This is a genomic window from Cellulomonas sp. plas2 (assembly GCF_057221735.1).
This window is the reverse complement of record NZ_CM170155.1, coordinates 57909-75130: the sequence shown is the minus strand read 5'-3', so window position 1 is coordinate 75130 and position 17222 is coordinate 57909. Positions and strand designations below refer to the sequence as shown.

14 protein-coding genes and 1 riboswitch are annotated in these 17222 nt (G+C 75.2%); of the genes, 1 reads left to right on the top strand and 13 read right to left on the bottom strand.

Translation table 11 applies throughout. The annotated features are described in order from the left end of the window. Nucleotides 1-2 precede the first annotated feature (2 nt). From gcvP to AC2TDM_RS00315, 9 genes are all read right to left on the bottom strand, one after another. Nucleotides 3-3134, bottom strand: a complete 3132-nt coding sequence (gene gcvP, locus AC2TDM_RS00355; protein ID WP_484635453.1) for an aminomethyl-transferring glycine dehydrogenase — start codon at nt 3132-3134, stop codon at nt 3-5. A gap of 181 nt (nt 3135-3315) precedes the next feature. Beyond that, a riboswitch (glycine riboswitch) is annotated at nt 3316-3414 on the bottom strand. A gap of 173 nt (nt 3415-3587) precedes the next feature. Then, the gene (locus AC2TDM_RS00350) at nt 3588-4973 is read right to left on the bottom strand and encodes a HipA domain-containing protein (protein WP_484635452.1); all 1386 of its coding nucleotides are present in this window, start codon (nt 4971-4973) and stop codon (nt 3588-3590) included. After that, on the bottom strand, nt 4970-5212 hold the full coding sequence (locus AC2TDM_RS00345) for a helix-turn-helix transcriptional regulator (protein ID WP_175499569.1): 243 nt from the start codon (nt 5210-5212) through the stop codon (nt 4970-4972). Before AC2TDM_RS00345 ends, AC2TDM_RS00350 begins: the two co-directional genes overlap by 4 nt. A 198-nt stretch (nt 5213-5410) precedes the next feature. Beyond that, nucleotides 5411-6061 carry a hypothetical protein gene (locus AC2TDM_RS00340; protein ID WP_484635451.1) on the bottom strand — a complete coding sequence of 217 codons (651 nt, stop codon included), beginning with the start codon at nt 6059-6061 and terminating at the stop codon, nt 5411-5413. Further along, entirely contained in the window at nt 6058-7134 is a 1077-nt protein-coding gene (locus tag AC2TDM_RS00335; RefSeq protein WP_484635450.1) for a lactate/malate family dehydrogenase, read from the bottom strand. The genes AC2TDM_RS00340 and AC2TDM_RS00335 overlap by 4 nt, the downstream gene beginning before the upstream one ends. Before the next feature lie 10 nt (nt 7135-7144). Next, the gene (locus AC2TDM_RS00330; RefSeq protein WP_484636494.1) at nt 7145-8344 is read right to left on the bottom strand and encodes a pyridoxal phosphate-dependent aminotransferase; all 1200 of its coding nucleotides are present in this window, start codon (nt 8342-8344) and stop codon (nt 7145-7147) included. A gap of 62 nt (nt 8345-8406) precedes the next feature. After that, nucleotides 8407-8928 carry a low molecular weight protein-tyrosine-phosphatase gene (locus tag AC2TDM_RS00325; protein WP_484636493.1) on the bottom strand — a complete coding sequence of 174 codons (522 nt, stop codon included), beginning with the start codon at nt 8926-8928 and terminating at the stop codon, nt 8407-8409. 55 nt (nt 8929-8983) lie between these two features. Then, the gene (map, locus tag AC2TDM_RS00320; protein ID WP_484635449.1) at nt 8984-9748 is read right to left on the bottom strand and encodes a type I methionyl aminopeptidase; all 765 of its coding nucleotides are present in this window, start codon (nt 9746-9748) and stop codon (nt 8984-8986) included. A gap of 324 nt (nt 9749-10072) precedes the next feature. Continuing rightward, nucleotides 10073-10837: a glycerophosphodiester phosphodiesterase gene (locus tag AC2TDM_RS00315; RefSeq protein WP_484635448.1), complete on the bottom strand. Its 765-nt coding sequence runs from the start codon at nt 10835-10837 to the stop codon at nt 10073-10075. A gap of 64 nt (nt 10838-10901) precedes the next feature. On the opposite strand from AC2TDM_RS00315, the gene AC2TDM_RS00310 reads away from it, so the two are divergent. Continuing rightward, on the top strand, nt 10902-11549 hold the full coding sequence (locus AC2TDM_RS00310; RefSeq protein ID WP_484635447.1) for an NADPH-dependent F420 reductase: 648 nt from the start codon (nt 10902-10904) through the stop codon (nt 11547-11549). On the opposite strand, the gene AC2TDM_RS00305 is transcribed toward AC2TDM_RS00310, so the two are convergent. The 4 genes from AC2TDM_RS00305 to AC2TDM_RS00290 all read right to left on the bottom strand — a co-directional run bounded on the left by AC2TDM_RS00305 (nt 11534) and on the right by AC2TDM_RS00290 (nt 17156). Beyond that, the gene (locus AC2TDM_RS00305; protein ID WP_484635446.1) at nt 11534-12598 is read right to left on the bottom strand and encodes a P1 family peptidase; all 1065 of its coding nucleotides are present in this window, start codon (nt 12596-12598) and stop codon (nt 11534-11536) included. The genes AC2TDM_RS00310 and AC2TDM_RS00305 overlap by 16 nt on opposite strands. A 74-nt stretch (nt 12599-12672) precedes the next feature. Further along, on the bottom strand, nt 12673-13572 hold the full coding sequence (locus AC2TDM_RS00300) for an alpha/beta hydrolase (RefSeq protein ID WP_484635445.1): 900 nt from the start codon (nt 13570-13572) through the stop codon (nt 12673-12675). An 853-nt stretch (nt 13573-14425) separates the two neighbouring features. Continuing rightward, complete coding sequence (locus AC2TDM_RS00295) at nt 14426-16387, bottom strand: alpha/beta hydrolase (protein ID WP_484635444.1); 1962 nt, start codon at nt 16385-16387, stop codon at nt 14426-14428. 559 nt (nt 16388-16946) lie between these two features. Continuing rightward, nucleotides 16947-17156, bottom strand: a complete 210-nt coding sequence (locus AC2TDM_RS00290) for a DUF3072 domain-containing protein (protein WP_090034277.1) — start codon at nt 17154-17156, stop codon at nt 16947-16949. Nucleotides 17157-17222: the final 66 nt, after the last annotated feature.

Sequence of the window (17222 nt, the reverse complement as noted above, 5' to 3'; positions counted from 1 at the left end):
GCTCACGCCCGGTCCCCCTCGTCGAACGCGCTGACCGGCGGGCAGGAGCACACGAGCGTGCGGTCGCCGCGGGCGCCGTCGATCCGCCGCACCGGCGGCCAGTACTTCGCGCGCCGCAGCCGCGGCACGGGGAAGGCCGCCAGCTCGCGGCCGTACGGCAGGTCCCACGCGTCGGCGGACACGCTCGCCGCGGTGTGCGGCGCGTGCCGCAGCGGGGAGTCGGCCAGCGGCCAGCGGCCCTGCGCCACGGCGTCGATCTCCTTGCGGATGGCGACGAGGGCGTCGACGAAGCGGTCGAGCTCGCCGAGGTCCTCGCTCTCCGTCGGCTCCACCATGAGGGTGCCCGGCACGGGGAACGACAGCGTCGGGGCGTGGAAGCCGTAGTCCATGAGCCGCTTGGCCACGTCCTCGGCGGTCACGCCCGTCCCGGCGGTCAGCGGCCGCAGGTCGAGGATGCACTCGTGCGCGACGTGCCCGCCCGGGCCGGTGTAGAGCACCGGGAAGTGGTCGCGCAGCCGCACGGCGAGGTAGTTCGCCGCCAGGACTGCGGTCTCGGTCGCCCGCCGCAGGCCGTCGGGCCCCATGAGCGCGACGTACGCCCAGGAGATCGGCAGGATCCCGGCCGACCCCCACGGCGCCGCCGACACCGGCGTGCCGGCCAGCGGGACGTCCCCGGGGGCGACGAGCACCGCCCCCGGACGGCCCGCGCGCTCGTCGGCCCGCACCTCGTCGGACGCCGCCGCCCCGCCCGCCGCACCGCCGGCCGCGGGGTGCGCCGCACGGGAGCGCAGGCGCTCCGGCGTCGGGTCCCCGGGCAGGTAGGGCACCAGGTGCGCGGCGACCGCGACCGGCCCGACGCCCGGCCCGCCACCGCCGTGCGGGATGCAGAACGTCTTGTGCAGGTTGAGGTGGGACACGTCGCCGCCCAGCTCGGCCGGGCGCGCCAGCCCGACGAGGGCGTTGAGGTTCGCGCCGTCGATGTACACCTGGCCGCCGGCGGCGTGGACGCGGCCCGTCACCTCGCGCACGTGCTCCTCGTACACGCCGTGCGTCGAGGGGTAGGTGAGCATGATCGCGGCGACGCGCGGGCCGTGCTGCTCGAGCTTCGCGTCGAGGTCGGCGAGGTCGACGGACCCGTCCGGCGCGGTGGCCACGACGACGACGCGCAGACCCGCGAGCGCCGCGGACGCCGCGTTCGTGCCGTGCGCGGAGGCGGGGATGAGGCACACGTCGCGGTCGGGCTCGCCCTCGGCGCGGTTGGATTGGTGGTAGGCGTGGATCGCGAGCAGGCCCGCGAGCTCGCCCTGGCTGCCGGCGTTGGGCTGCACGGACACGGCCGCGTAGCCCGTGATCTCGGCCAGCCAGCCCTGGAGCTGCTCGACGAGCTCCGCGTAGCCGCGGGTCTGGTCCGCCGGGGCGTAGGGGTGCACGTCCGCGAAGCCCGGCCAGGAGATGGGCTCCATCTCCACCGTCGCGTTGAGCTTCATCGTGCAGGAGCCCAGCGGGATCATCGTGCGGTCCAGCGCCAGGTCCAGGTCCGACAGCCGGCGCAGGAAGCGCAGCATCGCCGTCTCCGAGCGGTGGCGGTGGAAGACGGGGTGCGTGAGGTAGTCCGACGTGCGCAGCAGGTGCGCGGGCGGCGTGGCGGCGTCGAGCACCGTGACGCCGGGCGTCGTGGCGACGACGGCGTCGTCGCCGTCGGTGCCGTCGGCCTCGCCCAGCACCGCCGCCTCGGCGAACGCCTCGACGACCTGCACGACGTGGTCGGCGGTCGTCCGCTCGTCGCAGGCCACCTGGACGTGGTCCGCGTCGGGCGCCCAGAGGTTGATGCCCCGCGCCTCCGCAGCCGCGAGGACCGCGCCGGCGCGCCCCGGCACGACGACGCGCACGGTGTCGAAGACCTCCGCGTGCTCGACCGTCAGCCCGTGCCCGCGCAGCGCGTCGGCCACGGACACGGCGCGGCCGTGCACCCGCTCGGCGATGGCGCGCAGCCCGTCCGGCCCGTGGTGGACGGCGTACATGGCGGCGACGACGGCCAGGAGCGCCTGGGCCGTGCAGATGTTGCTCGTCGCCTTCTCGCGGCGGATGTGCTGCTCGCGCGTCTGCAGCGCGAGCCGGTAGGCCGGCGCGCCGTCCGCGTCGAGGCTCACGCCGACGAGCCGCCCGGGCAGCGTGCGCTCCAGCCCGGCCCGGACGGCGACGAAGGCCGCGTGCGGGCCGCCCCCGAACAGCGGCACGCCGAAGCGCTGCGCGGACCCGACGGCCACGTCGGCGCCGAGGTCGCCGGGGGCCTGCAGCAGCGTCAGCGCGAGCAGGTCCGCGGCGACGGTGACGAGCGCCCCCTGCTCGTGCGCGGCGGCGACGACCGGACCGAGGTCCAGCGCCCGCCCGGACGCCCCGACCTGCTGCACGACGACCCCGAGGAGCTTGCCCTCGACGTCGGGCAGGCCCTGGGTCAGGTCGGCGACGACGACCGGCAGGCCGATCGCGTTCGCGCGCCCGAGGGTCACCGCGAGCGACTGCCCGAACAGGTCAGCGTCGAGCACGACCGTGCCCGGGGCGTTCTTCTGCGCGCGCCACATGAGCGCGACGGCCTCGGCGACGGCGGTGGCCTCGTCGAGCAGGGAGGCGTTGGCCGTGGGCAGGCCGGTGAGGTCGGAGACCACGGTCTGGAAGGTGAGCAGGGCCTCGAGCCGGCCCTGGGAGATCTCGGGCTGGTAGGGCGTGTAGGCGGTGTACCAGGCCGGCGACTCGAGCACGTTGCGGCGGATGACCGGCGGCGTGATGGTGCCGCTGTAGCCCTGGCCGATCATGGAGGTGAGCACGCGGTTGCGGTCGGCGATGCCGCGCAGGGCCGCGAGCACCTCCTCCTCCGAGCGCGCGGCCGGCAGGTCGAGGGGGTGCTCCGAGCGGATGGCGGCGGGGACCGCGGCGTCGACGAACGTGTCCAGGTCCGCGTAGCCGAGCGCGGCCAGCATGTGCTCGGTCTCGGTGCCGCGCGGACCGACGTGCCGGTCGGCGAAGACGGTGGCGGCCGGCGACCACTCGTCGCCGTGCGTCGCGCTGACGGGGGCGTCGGTACCGGACGTGCCGGTGGTGCCGGCGGGCAGGGTGCGCTCGAGCTGGTCGGTCACGGGGGCTCCACGGGGTCGCCCGGGCAGGCCGGGACGGGCAGGGGGCTCCCCGCTCTGTCATCGGCGCGCCCTGCGCGGGCGCACGACCTGAGAGCTTCGCCGGTCCGTCGTGCGGGACGCGCCGGCTTGCACCGTCGGTGGGCCGGCCCGTCGAGGACGGGCGGCCGCTTTCCAGAGTCGCCTCGCCGTGGCGGTGCGGGGGCCTGAGAGTTTCCCGGGGAGGGTTGCTCCTACGGCGTCGCGCCGGTGGGTGCGGCGGGAGCTCTCCCACCACGGCTCGAGCAGCGTGTTCGGTTGTCGATCCGCGCCCAGGCTATCGCGCAGGCGCAAGAGCCGGGCGGCACTACGTCGTGATCCTCGCCGAGCTGTGGCGGCCCTGCGCGCCGACAAGGGCATGGTCCGGGACTGCCGTCGGCGGAGATCGCGGTGCCGAACTCCTCGCCGCCCGTACCGTCACGGCTCAGGGTCGGGCTCGGAGCGATGCATCGTGCCGAACTGCCCGCCGCGCGGGCTGCCCTTCGGTCGGCGCGGCTGCGTCGCGTGCGCGCGCCCCTGGGGACGCGCAGCACGCTGCACGGGTGCGAGCTGGTCCGCGAGCTGCTGCGTGCGCTTCTCGACGGTGCGCCACGCCAGATCGCGGACGCCGGGGTGCCGGTCGCGGTCGATCTCCTCCAGCGCGGTGCGCAGCTCGTCGAGGGTGGCCGCGACGACGCGTTCGGCGCGACGCGCAGGCATGCCCCAGCTCGTGGCTTCCTGAAGCAGGTCGGGTCCGGTGACGTCGCGCATGGCGCGTCGGCCGGCGATGTCCATGGCGCTCTCGCCGGGCACGTCCGCGTGCAGGTGCATCGCGACGTCGTAGGCCGGTGCCAGCGACACCGTGCCGTCGTCCGGGTGCAGCAGGGAGATGTTCTTGGCGTGGGCGTCGGTGTTCCCGATGGCCAGGTTGAACGTCGTCAGGCGCAGCAGCTCGTCCGGCTCCGAGGCGCCCTCACGCAGCAGCTGCGCGATCCTGAGCAGCGAGGGCAGCGAGCGCCCGAACTGGAACTTCCTGTCGGGATTGCGGGTGTCGAGTCCCATCGCCTGGGCGCAGTCCTCCTGGTGGAGCCGCGCGGTGACCCCGTCTGAAGAGGCGATCCGGTCGTAGCGGCTGACGACGATCGCCCGCACGCCGCCGAAGGTCGCCACGTGGGCGTCGACGGTGGTGAGGCCGATCCGCCGGGCCAGGTCCAGCGCGGCCGCCTCGGTGTCGATCGTGTCAGCGGTGGCGCTGCCGGCCTCGCGCGACAGCTTGAGGATGTGGGTGGACGGCGCCCCGTCCACGCACCGGTTCCACCGCCCCTGCGGGTCCAGGGCGAGCGCGATCTTCGGCTCCATGCCGGGGAGCGAGGTGAGTGAGTCCCGACGGCCGCTCGCCCCTCCCGCTCGCTCGGCAGCCCGGAGCAGCATGCGGGCGATCTCCTCGTCGTCGACGGTCTCGAGGTGACCGATGCGGTCGACCGACGTCTCCCCTGCCGGGACGAGCACCAGGGCTCCGGCGGTGTCGCGGCCGTAGATGGCGAGGAACCCCAGCGTGTCCTCCGGGTCGACCCCGACCTCGACGGCCTGGTGGGTGCGCGCGCGCCCCTCCGGAAGGAGTCCCTCGAGCCAGGCGCGCGCCCGTGCCGGGTGGGGGTCGGCACCGGTCGGCAGGAGGTGGGACAGCACGACCGATCCGTCGCCCCACCGCTCCGCCGCCCCGGACGCCCAGGTCATCCGCACGCCGGGGCTGGAGCGTCCGGCGGCGGGGCTGAAGGTGGCGACGTGGGTCCCGTACAGCCATGCGTCGAGCGCTGGGCTCACCCGTTGCGCCCCTCGACCTTCAACCGCGCGCCGAGCAGGCGTAGCAGCGAGAACAGGCGCGACGTGTACAGGCTGGGCTTGCCGCTCTCGATCTCGTGCAGGTACTGGCGCGTGATGCCCAGCTCGTCGGCGAGCTGCTCCTGGGTCAGCTCGAGGGACTCGCGCTGCTCGCGCAGCCAGCGCCCGAGCTGCTCGGGCGTCGCGACGTAGGCCCAGCCGGCTCTGCGCGGCTCCTCCACGACGCCCTCCTGTGACCGTACCGTTGCCTGCCGTGCGTCAGGATATCCGGTCGCCAACGGCACGTCTGCATATCGCGACATCCAACTCAGCGACGCACGAAGTACGCGGAGCTGGACCGACAGCGTGAGGCCCCGACCACCGCCGGCGGCATCGAGAAGCACCTCGACATCGACGAGAGGACCTGCGACGAGCTCGCGTCAACGACGATCACGGTCCTCGCGCACCGCCTCCGCCGCATCGCGGAAGGGCAGGCCGCCCCCGGCTCGTCCACCAGCTCCGTCGTGCACCTCGTCGAGGATCGAGGTGCTCGCCTCCGCCATCAGCTCGGCGGGGGGCAAGGGTTCCAGGACGACGGCGGAGGCCACCGCGCCCGCCGCCTCTGCGGCGTCCAGCACCGCCTCGACGTCGGCCAACCGACCCTCGACGAGCAGCGGTCCCTGGCCCTGCGGCTCCCCCGTCCAGCGCACCGCGGAGTCGTCGGGCGGCCGGAACGTCGACTCGACGGGCAGGCGGACGACCGCCGCCGCCCGCACGTCCGGATGGCCCGCGCTGCGGACCTGCACCCTCCGGACGGCCGCGAGGCGCTCGACGCTGCGGGTGAGCAGCCGCTGACGACGCGGAGTGGCCCAGAACGTGACGACGACGAGGCCCGGCTCGACCGTGCCGTCCGCCGCCGGCACCCGGGAGCCCGGCGACCCGGCCAGGGAGTCGAAGTTGACCCCGCGGGTGGCGAAGACCCCGGCCAGCGCCGCGACGGTGCCCGTGCGGTGGTCGGCGCGGACGTAGGCGACCCATCGCTCCTCGTCCTCGGCGGGCAGGGGCGCGCGGCTCTCGTCGGGCGCCGTCACCGGGCACCCGTCCCGAGCCACGGCGCCGTGACGGCCACGATCCGGTCGGCGACCTCGTCCAGGCGCGTGGCCTCGTCGGGCGGCAGTTCGTCGAGCAGGACGCGGGACCAGCCCTCCGGGCCGAGGACGACGGGCACGCCGAGCACCCCGTGCCGCTCCCGGCCCGCGATCGTCTCCCCGTCGAGCGTTACCTGCCCGGCGACGACGATGTCCCGCCCGTCGAGCACCGTCTCCACGAGGTCGATCGTCGCGCTGGCGGTCCCGGCCGCGGTCTTGGCGCCGCTGCGGTGCGTCAGCGACGGACGGGTGACGACGCGCAGGTCCGCCGGGTAGGTGTCGATGCGGGCGAAGGCCGCCTCGACGTCGTCGAGCACCAGCGACGAGAGCTCGGACTGCGCCGCCGCGATCTCCGCGCCGAAGGTCGCCAGCGTCCGCCCGCGCCGCAGCCCGTCCACCGCCCGCCGCCGCTCGGCCAGGTCCAGCCCGCTCACCCGCACGGTCGACCACAGCGGCACGAGGTCGTCGCCGTGCTGCCCGGCCACGAACCCCGTCACCCGGTGCCGACGCACGCCGAGGGACACGGCCACCTCCCGGCGGAACCGCAGCGTGTCGAGCCACGCGCCCATGCCGACCACCCGGTGCCGGCCCAGGCGCTCGGCCATCACGGCGACGCCCAGCTCGACCGGGTTGGAGACGACGACGACGACCTCGCTGCCCGAGCCGTGCGCCGCGAGCGCGTCGGCGTAGGCGGCGAAGACCGCGGCGTTCCCGGCGGCCAGCGCGCCGCGGTCCGTGGAGGCGTCGGGACGGGCGGGTGCGGTGCTGCCCGCGCACACGACGACGACGTCCGCGACGACCTCCTCGGGCGTCAGGGCGACGTCGATGAGCGGGGCGTGCTCGTCGTAGGCGTCGACGAGGTCCGCGCGCAGGCCGTGCGTGGCCCGGCCGGAGTGCCCGTCGGCCCGCCCGACGAGCTGCAGCCGCGAGCTCGTCGGCAGCACGCGCCGCTCGACGAGCTGCGTGCAGACCTGCCGTCCGACGTCCCCCGTCGCCCCCAGCACCGCCACGTCCACGGCGCAGAACCTACGGGGTCGTGCCGGTGTCGGGAGCCACGCCGATCGTCGCCTGCCACGCCTCGATGCGGTCGAGCGCCGCGGACAGCACCTCCGGCGCGACGGCGAAGGACAGCCGCACCCACCGGTGGCCGTCCGCCGGGTCGAAGTCCGTGCCGGGCGTGAGGGCGACGCCGGCCTCGTCGAGCAGCCGGGCGCACCACGTCACGGAGTCCAGGCCCGAGGCGGAGACGTCCGCGTACAGGTAGAACGCGCCGTCCGCGGGTGCGACGTGCGACCAGTCCAGGGCCGGCAGCCGGTCCAGCAGCAGCGCCCGGGCGTCGGCGTACCGCGCGACCGACGCCTCCGCCGCCGCGTACGCCTCCTCGCTGAAGGCGGCCAGGGCCGCGTGCTGCGGCAGGGCGGGCGGGGAGAGCGCGATGTTGCCCGCGAGCGCGTCCACGGCGTCGACGAGCGCGTCGGGCAGGACGAGCCAGCCCAGCCGCCAGCCCGTCATCGCCCAGTACTTCGAGAAGGACGACACGACGACGGCGTCCGGGTGGCGGGCCGCCGTGGTGAGCGGGGGGCGGCGGCCGTCAGGGCCCGCGTAGGTGAGGCCGTGGTAGATCTCGTCGCTGATGAGCCGGGTGCCGTGCGCGGCCGACCACGCCGCCAGCGCGTCGAGCGCGGCCGCGTCGAGCATCGTGCCCGTGGGGTTGGCGGGGCTGGCGACGAGCAGGCCGGCGGGCGGGCGGTCCAGCGCGTCGAGCTGGGCCGTCGTCGGCTGGTAGCGCTGCGCGGCGCCGCACGGCAGGTCGACGACCTCGCAGCCGAGCGCCCGCAGGATGTTCGCGTAGGCCGGGTAGCCGGGCCGCGCGAGCGCCACCCGGTCGCCGTGCTCGAAGGCCGCGAGGAACGCCAGGACGAACGCGCCCGACGAGCCCGTCGTCACGACCACCCGGCGCGGGTCGAGGTCCAGCCCGTACCAGCGCGCGTAGTGGCCGGCGATCGCGTGGCGCAGGGCGGGCAGGCCCGCCGCCTCCGTGTAGCCGAGGTCCGCGTGCTCGACGAGCTCCGCCGCCCGCCGCCGGACCACCGCGGGCGCGCCGCCGGCCGGCTCCCCCACGCACAGGGACAGCACGTCGGCGCCGGCCGCCCGGCGCTCGTTGGCCGCGGCCACGATCTGCATGACCGCGAACGGCGGGACCCGGGACCGGCGGGAGGCGGGCAGCGGGTCAGGCGGCAGGTCAGGCGGCGGGACCGGCTGCGACGTCGGCGGCGGCGGCGCCACGGTCAGGCGCCGCCGCCCGCGTCGCGCGCCTCGAGCTGCGAGCGCACGTACGCCACGACGCCGTCCGCGGCCGCCTCCACCTCCTGCAGCGTGACCTCGAAGTCCTCGATGCCGCCGTACCAGGGGTCCGCGATGTCGAGCCGGGACTCGCGGCCGCCGGGCTCCACGCGCGGGGCGTCGGGGTCGAAGCTGCGCAGCATGCGGACCTTCGTCGTCTCGGCCCCGGCGTGGTCGGCCAGGTGCCGCAGCGCCTTCGCGTGCTGGGCCGTCATGGCCAGGAGCAGGTCCCGCTCCACGACCTCGCTGGTGGCCACCGCGTGCGCGCGGTGCCCCTCGAGCACCGGGTACCCGTGCGCCTGCAGCACCTGGCGGGCGCGCCGGTCGACGGGGTTGCCGTTCTCCTCGTCCGAGATGCCCGACGAGTCGACGAGCACCCGGTCGGCCAGCCCCGCCTCCCGCAGCCGCTCGCGCAGGACCACCTCCGCCATGGGCGAGCGGCAGATGTTGCCGGTGCAGACGGTCATGACGCGGTAGGGCTCGGGGGTGCTGGTCACCCGGCCATCCTGCCCCGCGACGCCGTCAGTCGCGGGCGGTGAGGACGAGCGGCCCCTCCGGGGTGAGCGCGACGGTGTGCTCGGCGTGCGCGGCGAGCGACCCGTCGGCGGAGCGGATCGTCCAGCCGTCGGGGTCGATGACGTAGTCGCGGCCGCCGGCCATGAACCAGGGCTCGATGGCGACGACGAGCCCCGCCTTCAGCCGCATGCCCGAGCCGCGGCGGCCGTCGTTGGGGACGTGCGGCTCCTCGTGCATCGTCCGGCCGACGCCGTGGCCGCCGAAGTCGGTGTTGATGCCGTAGCGGCCCGCGTGCCCGACGCGGCCGATCGCCGCGGAGACGTCGCCCATGTGCCCGCCGACGCGGGCCGCCGCGATGCCGGCCTCGAGCGCGCGCTCCGTCGTCGCGATGAGCTCCTGCGCCTCGGGCGTCGTCGTGCCGAGCTGGACCGTCAGCGCGGAGTCGCAGACCCAGCCGCCGAGCTCCGCCGCGAAGTCGATGCTCAGCACGTCACCGTCCTCGAGCACGCGGTCCGACGGCAGGCCGTGCAGGGCCGCGTCGTTGACGGACGTGCACAGCACCCCCGGGTACGGCATGGCGCCGAACGACGGGTGGTAGCCCAGGTACACCGAGCGGGCGCCGGCGGCGTCGATCATGCGGTGCGCGTGGTCGTCGAGGTCCTGCAGCGTCATGCCGACGCGGGCCACGTCCCGGAGCGACGACAGCACGGAGGCGACGAACCGTCCGGCCGGCCGCATCTCCTCGATCTGGGCGGGGGTCTTCAGAGCCATGCGCCCCACTCTCGCACGCGGGCAGGCAACAGCCCGTGGGCTGGCTCCCCTGACGGGGACCTGCCGTGGAGGACGAGACCACGGCGCCCACGGGCTGCGGTGACTGCCGGGGATTCGCTGCGCCCGTCCGGAACGGTCCGGCGGGGCACGGCGGATCGGGACAATCCGTCCGAGTGCTCGGGCGACTAGCGGGCAGCCACCTCACGCGTCCTATGAGAATTCACCTCAGGACCACCTCCCTTCCGTGTGCCTCGACCGTACGTCCGTCGGGCGGGGACGCCAAGGGGTTTTCGCCGAGGGAGATCGCCGGTCCTCGGCGGGGGCTCAGGAGGACGACGACGCCCGCCCCTCCAGCCAGCCCCGCAGGCGGTCCGGCCGGTCGGTGATGACCGCGTCGACGCCGAGCGCGACCGCGGCCGCCCAGTCCTCGGGCTCGTCGAGCGTCCAGACCATGACGCGCCACCCCTCCGCCTGCAGACGCCCGACGAGGTCCGGCCGCGCGGCCAGCGCCAGCGCGCCGGGGTTGCACGCCACGACGCCCAGCGCCCGGCACCGCTCGACGAGGTCGTCGGGCACCTCGGCCACCAGCAGCGCGCGGGGCAGCCCGGGTGCCACCGCCGCGAGCGCCGCCACGGTCCCCTCGTCGAACCCCTGCACGAGCACCCGCCCGCCGAGCCCCGCCGCCAGGACCGGCTCCGTCACCGCGCGCACGGCGTCCTCGTCCCACGTGCCCTTGACCTCGAGCAGCAGGTCGATGCCCGGCCGGTCGGCCAGGAAGGCCAGCACCTCGGCCAGCGTCGGCACCCGCTGCCCGGCGTACGCCGGCGAGAACCACGCCCCCGCGTCGAGGGCGCGCACCTGCGCCAGGTCGAGGTCGGCCACCGCCCCGGTGCCGTCCGTCGTCGCGTCGACGTCGTCGTCGTGCAGCACGACGACCGCGCCGTCGCGCGTGCGCTGCACGTCGACCTCCACCAGGTCGGCGCCGGCGCGCCACGCCGCCTCCAGCGCGGCGAGCGTGTTCTGCGGGGCGACGGAGGAGCTGCCGCGGTGGGCGACGACGAGCGGCCGAGCCGGCCGGACCGGGTCCATGCCGGGACCGTAGCGGCGCGACCCTGCGGGAACACGACCCCTGTCGGGTGACGTTGGGGCCGCCATGACCACGATCGGGTTCATCGGCGCAGGCCACATCGGTTCCTCCCTCGCGCGGCTCTTCGCGCAGCACGGGTACGACGTCGTGCTCTCCAACTCCCGCGGGCCGGAGACGCTCGCGGACCTCGTCGCAGACATCGGCCCGCGCGCCCGGGCGGCGACGGCGCAGGACGCGGCGGCCGCCGGCGACCTCGTCGTCGTGACGATCCCGCTGAAGGCGATCGGGTCCGTGCCCGCCGAGCCGCTGGTGGGCAAGGTCGTCGTCGACACCAACAACTACTACCCGCAGCGCGACGGCCAGATCGCCGAGCTCGACGACGAGAGCACCACCACCGCGGAGCTGCTGCAGGCCCACCTGCCCGGCAGCCGCGTGGTCAAGGCCTTCAACCACATCATGGCCTCGCACCTGCTCGAGCACGCCCAGCCCGACGAGCCCGCGGGCCGCCGTGCACTGGTCGTCGCCGGGGACGACACCGATGCGGTCGGCCAGGTCGCCGCGCTGATCCACGAGCTCGGCTTCGACACCGTGACCCTCCAGCCGCTGTCGGAGGGCTGGCGCATCCAGCGCGACACGCCCGGCTACGGCGTCCGCCTGGACGTCGCGGGGTTGCAGGAGGCCCTCGGCGCCGCGCGCCGCTACCGCGACATGTGACCCGGGGTGGTCCCGCCGCCGGTCCCCCTCCCGGGGTCCACGGCGGGACCGCCCGGCCACACGGGCAGGTCGACGGCCGGCGTCCGGACGGGCGTGGCCGAGCGCACGGCGTCGCGGACGGCCGCCTCCAGCGCGTGCGCCGCGGCGGCGTGCAGGGCGACGAGGGCACCGACCCGCTCCGGGCGCGGTGCGGGCAGCGGGACGTCGCCGGTGGCGAGGGCGACGACGGTGTCGCCGTCGACGAGGGTGTGCACCGGGTTGAGGGCCCGTGCGAGGCCGGCGTGCGCGGCGGTCGCGGTCCGGGACGTCTCCGCCGGGTCGAGCGCCGCGTCCGTCACGACACAGGCGATGGTCGTGTTGAGGGGTGCGGCGGCGAGCGCGCCTCCTGCCTCCGCCGCGGCGGCCGGGACCGCGGTCCTCGCGCCGGCAGCGTCGTCGCGCGGCGCCCCCGCCGCGTTGACGACGGCGATGGCGCCGACGACGACGGGTCGCGGCCCCTGCGGCCCGTCCACCGTGACGCGGACGGACGCCGTGCCCACCCCGCCCTTGAACCGGCCGCCGGCGATCGCCGCGCCCGTGCCCGCGCCGACCGTGCCGCGCGCGACCGTCCCGTGCTCGGGCTGCGCGCCGGCGGCGACCGCGGCGGCGTAGCCCATGGCCTCGTCGGGGTGGGCCGTGAACCGCCCGCCGCGGCCGAGGTCGAACACGGCGGCGGCCGGGACGATGGGCACGACCTCGTCGGGCCGCGGGCCGACGGGGAACCCCCGCCCCTGCTCCGCGCACCAGCGCTGCACGCCGTGGGCGGTGACGAGGCCGTAGGCGCTGCCGCCGGTGAGGACGACCGCGTCGACGGTGGCGACGAGCGTGCGGGGGTCGAGCGCGTCGGTCTCGTGCGTGCCGGGTCCGCCGCCGCGCACGTCGACCCCGCCGACCGTGCCCGGCGGGGGCAGCACCACGGTCACGCCGGTCAGCCACCCGTCGCCGACCCGCTGCACGTGGCCCACGCGCACCCCGGGGACGTCCGTGATGCTGCCGACCTCGTCGTCCATGTCCGTCACCCTGTCATGACGACGGAGGGGTGCGCCGCCCCCTGGTCGGCGCACCCCTCCGCGTGGACCCGCGCTCAGCGCTCCTGGCTGAGGTTCTCGATGAGCGTCTCGGCACGCTCCCGCAGCTCGGCGTCGGCCTCCTCGGACACCCGGCTGGACGGCCCGGGGGGCGAGTCGAGACGGCCGAGGAACCGCTCGAGCTGCACGACGGCCGCGGTGGTCTTCCCGCGGTCCGCCATCCGCGTGGCGGCGGACAGGTGCCCGTCGAGCAGGAAGGACACCGGTCCGGCGACGGCCCGCTCGGCCTGCAGCGCGTCCAGCTCGGCCTGCGTCCGCTCGAGGTACGGGGCGACGAAGGCGTCCGGCTGCCACAGGTAGTCACGGGCGAAGATCGTGAAGAGCTGGTTCCACGCGTTGAAGTCGTGCGCCCCGCTCACCACGACGTTCTCGACGAGCGCGTTGTCGTACGACTCGACCACGGCCGCGTTGGGCAGGCCGAAGTCCCACGCGCCGCCGCCGAAGAGGATGTACGGCGTCGCCAGGTCCGGCGTGGTCGGGTCGAGCCGGGCCCCGCCGCTCCACGGCCCGTACCACCCGAAGAGTGTGGGATCGTGGTTGATGATGTTCTGGGTGGCGATGCTGCCCATCGAGAGCCCGGCGAAGGCGCGGTCGTCGGCGTCCGTCGAGACGTTGTAGGTGCTCTCGACGAACGGCAGGACGACGTCGCGCAGGTTCGGGTAGCCCTGGGCGGGGTCCCCGAGGTAGTTCGTCGCCGTGGTGATGACGACCGCGGGCTCCGTCAGCCCGTCCTGCAGCAGGTTGTCCATGATGACCGGGACGCTGCCGATGTTGAGCCAGTCGGACTGGTCCTGGCCGCCGCCGTGCTGCATGTAGATGGTCTTGTAGGGCTGCCGCCGCTCCGGGTCGTAGCCGGGCGGCAGGTAGACGCCGACGGTGCGCTCGGCACCGGCCACCTGGATCGGGACGTAGCTCCACGTCCCCTTCGCCGAGCCGGGCCGGGGGTTTCTCCACCGCCCGTGCCGCCAGCGGGGCGTAGTCCTGCTTCTCCGGGTCGTAGGGCACGTTGACCTTGTTGAACGCGCGGCGGGCGGTACCCGTGAGGCCGTCGGGCGCGTAGACCGGCGAGTTGGCGGGATCGGTCACCCAGAGGCTCGTGTCCCCGTCGACGTAGAACCAGTACTGGTTCGCGCCGGCGGCCAGGGGCACCTCCGTGACCCACCAGCCGTCCTCCACCTCCGTCATCTCGACCTCGTACGCACCGCCGCCGCGCATGAGCCCGGGCCGGTAGTCGAAGGGCGAGTACACGGTCGGGTCCGCCGGGTCCTCCCAGCTGCGCAGGTTGATGTCGGCGACGAAGCGGACGCTCTCGGCGTCGGGCTCGTGCAGGACGAAGTGCCCGGTGTAGCCCGTCGGCGACCCCGGGTCGGCCACGACGGTCGGGCCGGGGGTGAGGTCGACGTGGTCGTCGGCCATGGCGGTCGCGGGAACGGCGCCGAGCGCGAGCGCGGCGCCGACGCCGGTGACCAGGACCAGGCGGGCGGTCCGACGGCCGGACGCACGTCCGGTCGCGGGGCCCGACCCGGCGACGGCCCGGCTGGGGTGCAGAGCTGACATCACTGTTCTCCCTCGAACGGTGGGCGAGCCGTCGCACGGCGGCTCGTCGTCGACGAGCGCTGGGGCACGTCGACGTCCTGCGGTCGTGCGGTGACGAGCGCGGTGGTGCGGTGGGCACCGAGGAGCGCCGTCGGGGCCGGTGCGGCCGGCAGGACGTGCCTGCCGGCCGCACCGGGGCGGAGGTGAGGGGCGTCAGGCCCCGGCACCGTCCACGAACAGCCGCGGCAGGAGGTCGATGACCGACTTCTGCCAGACGTCCCAGCTGTGGGGGCCCGGGATGATCGGGGCGAACTCGTGCTCCACGCCCCGGGTGGTCATCGACGAGATGAGCTGCAGCGTCGCGCCGTAGGTGAAGTCCTGCACGTCGCCGCTGTACACGCGCAGCAGCTTCGTCCCCTCGTTGATGGCCGCGACGTCGGCGCCCGCCGGCACCGCTCCGAAGGCCGACATCGCTCCGATGTACGCGAAGTCGCCCGGGTGCGCCCAGAGCGTGCTCAGGGTGGCGCCGGAGCCCATCGACAGGCCGGCGAGGGCCTTCTGGTCGCCCTCGGTGCTGACGTTGTACTGCGCCTCGGCCGTCGGCACGATGCGCTCGGTGACCTCGCGGGGGAAGTCCACGGCGTTCCCGTTGGCCATGACGACGACCATCGGGACGATCGTGCCGTCCTGCAGGTGGTTGTCGAGGATGCGGTCGATGTGGCCGACCTCGACCCAGTCCGTCCAGGTCTGCCCGCCGCCGTGCTGCAGGTAGAAGACCGGGTAGGCCTCGGCGCGGTCCGCGTCGTAGCCCGGGGGCGTCCACACGTACGCCTGCCGCTGCTGCTCACCGGCGGTGCTCGTGTAGGTCATGACGCTGACCTCGCCCTGCGCCGCCGCGGGGACCTCGGAGGTGTACCGGCCGCGCAGGGTGTCGCCCTCGACCGTGAACGTGCTCCACGTGGGCTCCGACGTCACCTTCGTCGGGTTGGTCGGGTCCTTGAGGTCCACGCCGTCGACGACGAACTTGTCGTAGTACGAGCCGCCGGGCACGACGAGCGAGAGGCGCCACGAGCCGTCGGCCTGCTGCACCATCGGCGTCCGCGGCCAGCTCCCCGCCGGGCCGAAGTTGGCCCAGACGGTGACGCCGGTGGCGTCGGCGTACTGGGCGCCGAGCTCGAAGGTCACCACGCCGTTCTCGCCCACCACGGGCGTCGGCGTCGTGCCGGCCGCGGGCGGCGTGTACGGGACGAGCGGCAGGTGGCCCTCGCTCGGGCCGTCGTCGACCGCGTCACGGAAGGCACGCTGGGCGAAGTCGTGCAGGTTCTTCTGCCAGGTGTCCCAGGTCCCGCCGGTGGTCGGGTCGGAGCCGTCGGACTGGAACTCCACACCTGCGGTCGTGAGCGACGCCGCGAGAGCGACGGTGTCGTCGTAGGCGGGGTCGGTGACGTTGCCCGCGTACAGGCGCAGGACGTCCGTCGACTCGTTGATCTTGCGGACCTTGCTGTCCCGGATCGAGCCGTCGTAGCCGCCCGAGAAGACGCCGACGGCGGAGAAGTCCCGCGGGCTCTCGACGAGGCTCTCCACCGCCAGGGCGGCCCCGCGACCGATGCCCGCGATCGCCCGCTCCTCGCCGTCGGTGGCGACGTTGTACGCGCGCTCGGTGTCGCGGAAGAGGTCCTTCGTCACGCGGGAGACGCGGTCGGACACGCCCGCGTCACCCATGACGACCACCATGGGCTCGGCGTCGCCGCCGAGCGTCAGGTTGTCCATGATCTGCTCGAGCCGGCCGAGCTCCGCCCACTCGCGCGGGCTCTGGCCCTCGTCCTGCAGCAGGTAGAGGACGGGGTAGGGCTCCGCGCGGTCCTCGTCGTAGCCCGGGGGCGTCCACACGACCGCCTCCCCCCCGCTGCGCGGCGCCTTGCCGTAGGAGAACGTCTCCAGCTCACCACCACCGGGCGCGTCCGCGAGCCACTCCGCCCCCGGCCCGGGGACGAAGAGCGTGGCCAGCGTCGGCTTCGACGTGACCTCCTGCGCGACCGCCGGGTTGCGGAAGGCGACCGCGTCCTGGTCTGCGGCGGGGCGGGTCGCGTACTGGTAGTAGTACAGGCCCGGCTGAAGGGGCCGAAGGTCGCGGTGAGGTTCGCCCCGCTGGCGCCCATGTTGTACGTGGTCCACGCCTTGCCGGGGCCGAAGTTGCCCTCGACCGCCGTCTGGCCGCCCGCGATGCCCGTCGCCGCGGTCACCGCCGCGGAGGGCACCGTGAATCGGTAGACGTCCTGCACCGGGTTGTTCGGCACCTCCGCGACCCACGGGTCGGCGCCGATCGCGTCCGCCGCCGCGGGCTGCGCGACGAGCAGCGCCGCCGCCCCCATCGCCACGGCCGCCGTGGCCGCCACGGCCTGCCGGCCGCGGCGTCGCCGCAGCCCGGTCGTCCCCTGTCGAGATCCCATCGCCATCGATTCGCCTCTCATCGCCGTCCGCTCACGTCGGGGACCGGCACCGCGCCGTGCCTCCCGCGGCGGCGCGCCCGTGCACCGCGCTCACGACGTCGTAATGCTGCTGACGCGCACTTTACGACGTCGTAACCGCACAGCGGAAGTCTGCCGTTCACACGTCCGTGTCAAGGGTCTGTCCGGCGGCCGCCGTGGGCCGTCCCCAGACGAGGAACGGCCGCCGCCCCGCGGGGGGACGACGGCCGTTCGGGCGCAGGGCCCTCGGAGCCCGAGGGCGAGGGTCAGGACGCGCCGCGCCCCGTCGCCGACTGCAGCCGGTCGATCATCTCGGAGGCCTGCGCCTTCGTGATGTCGTCCGGCACCTCCTCGCCCGCCTCGCGCGCCAGCGTGTGCAGGTAGCTGCGCTGCGGGCCCGTCATGGGCTCGTCCCCCGTCGTCCAGTCCGACGGGTCCTTCTCGGCGGACTGCGTCACGTCATCGGCATCGGCCACGGCCGGCTCCTCTCGTCGGGCGGCGTCGTCGTCCTGCCGCGTCCGCCGCCGACGCTAGCCCCGCCC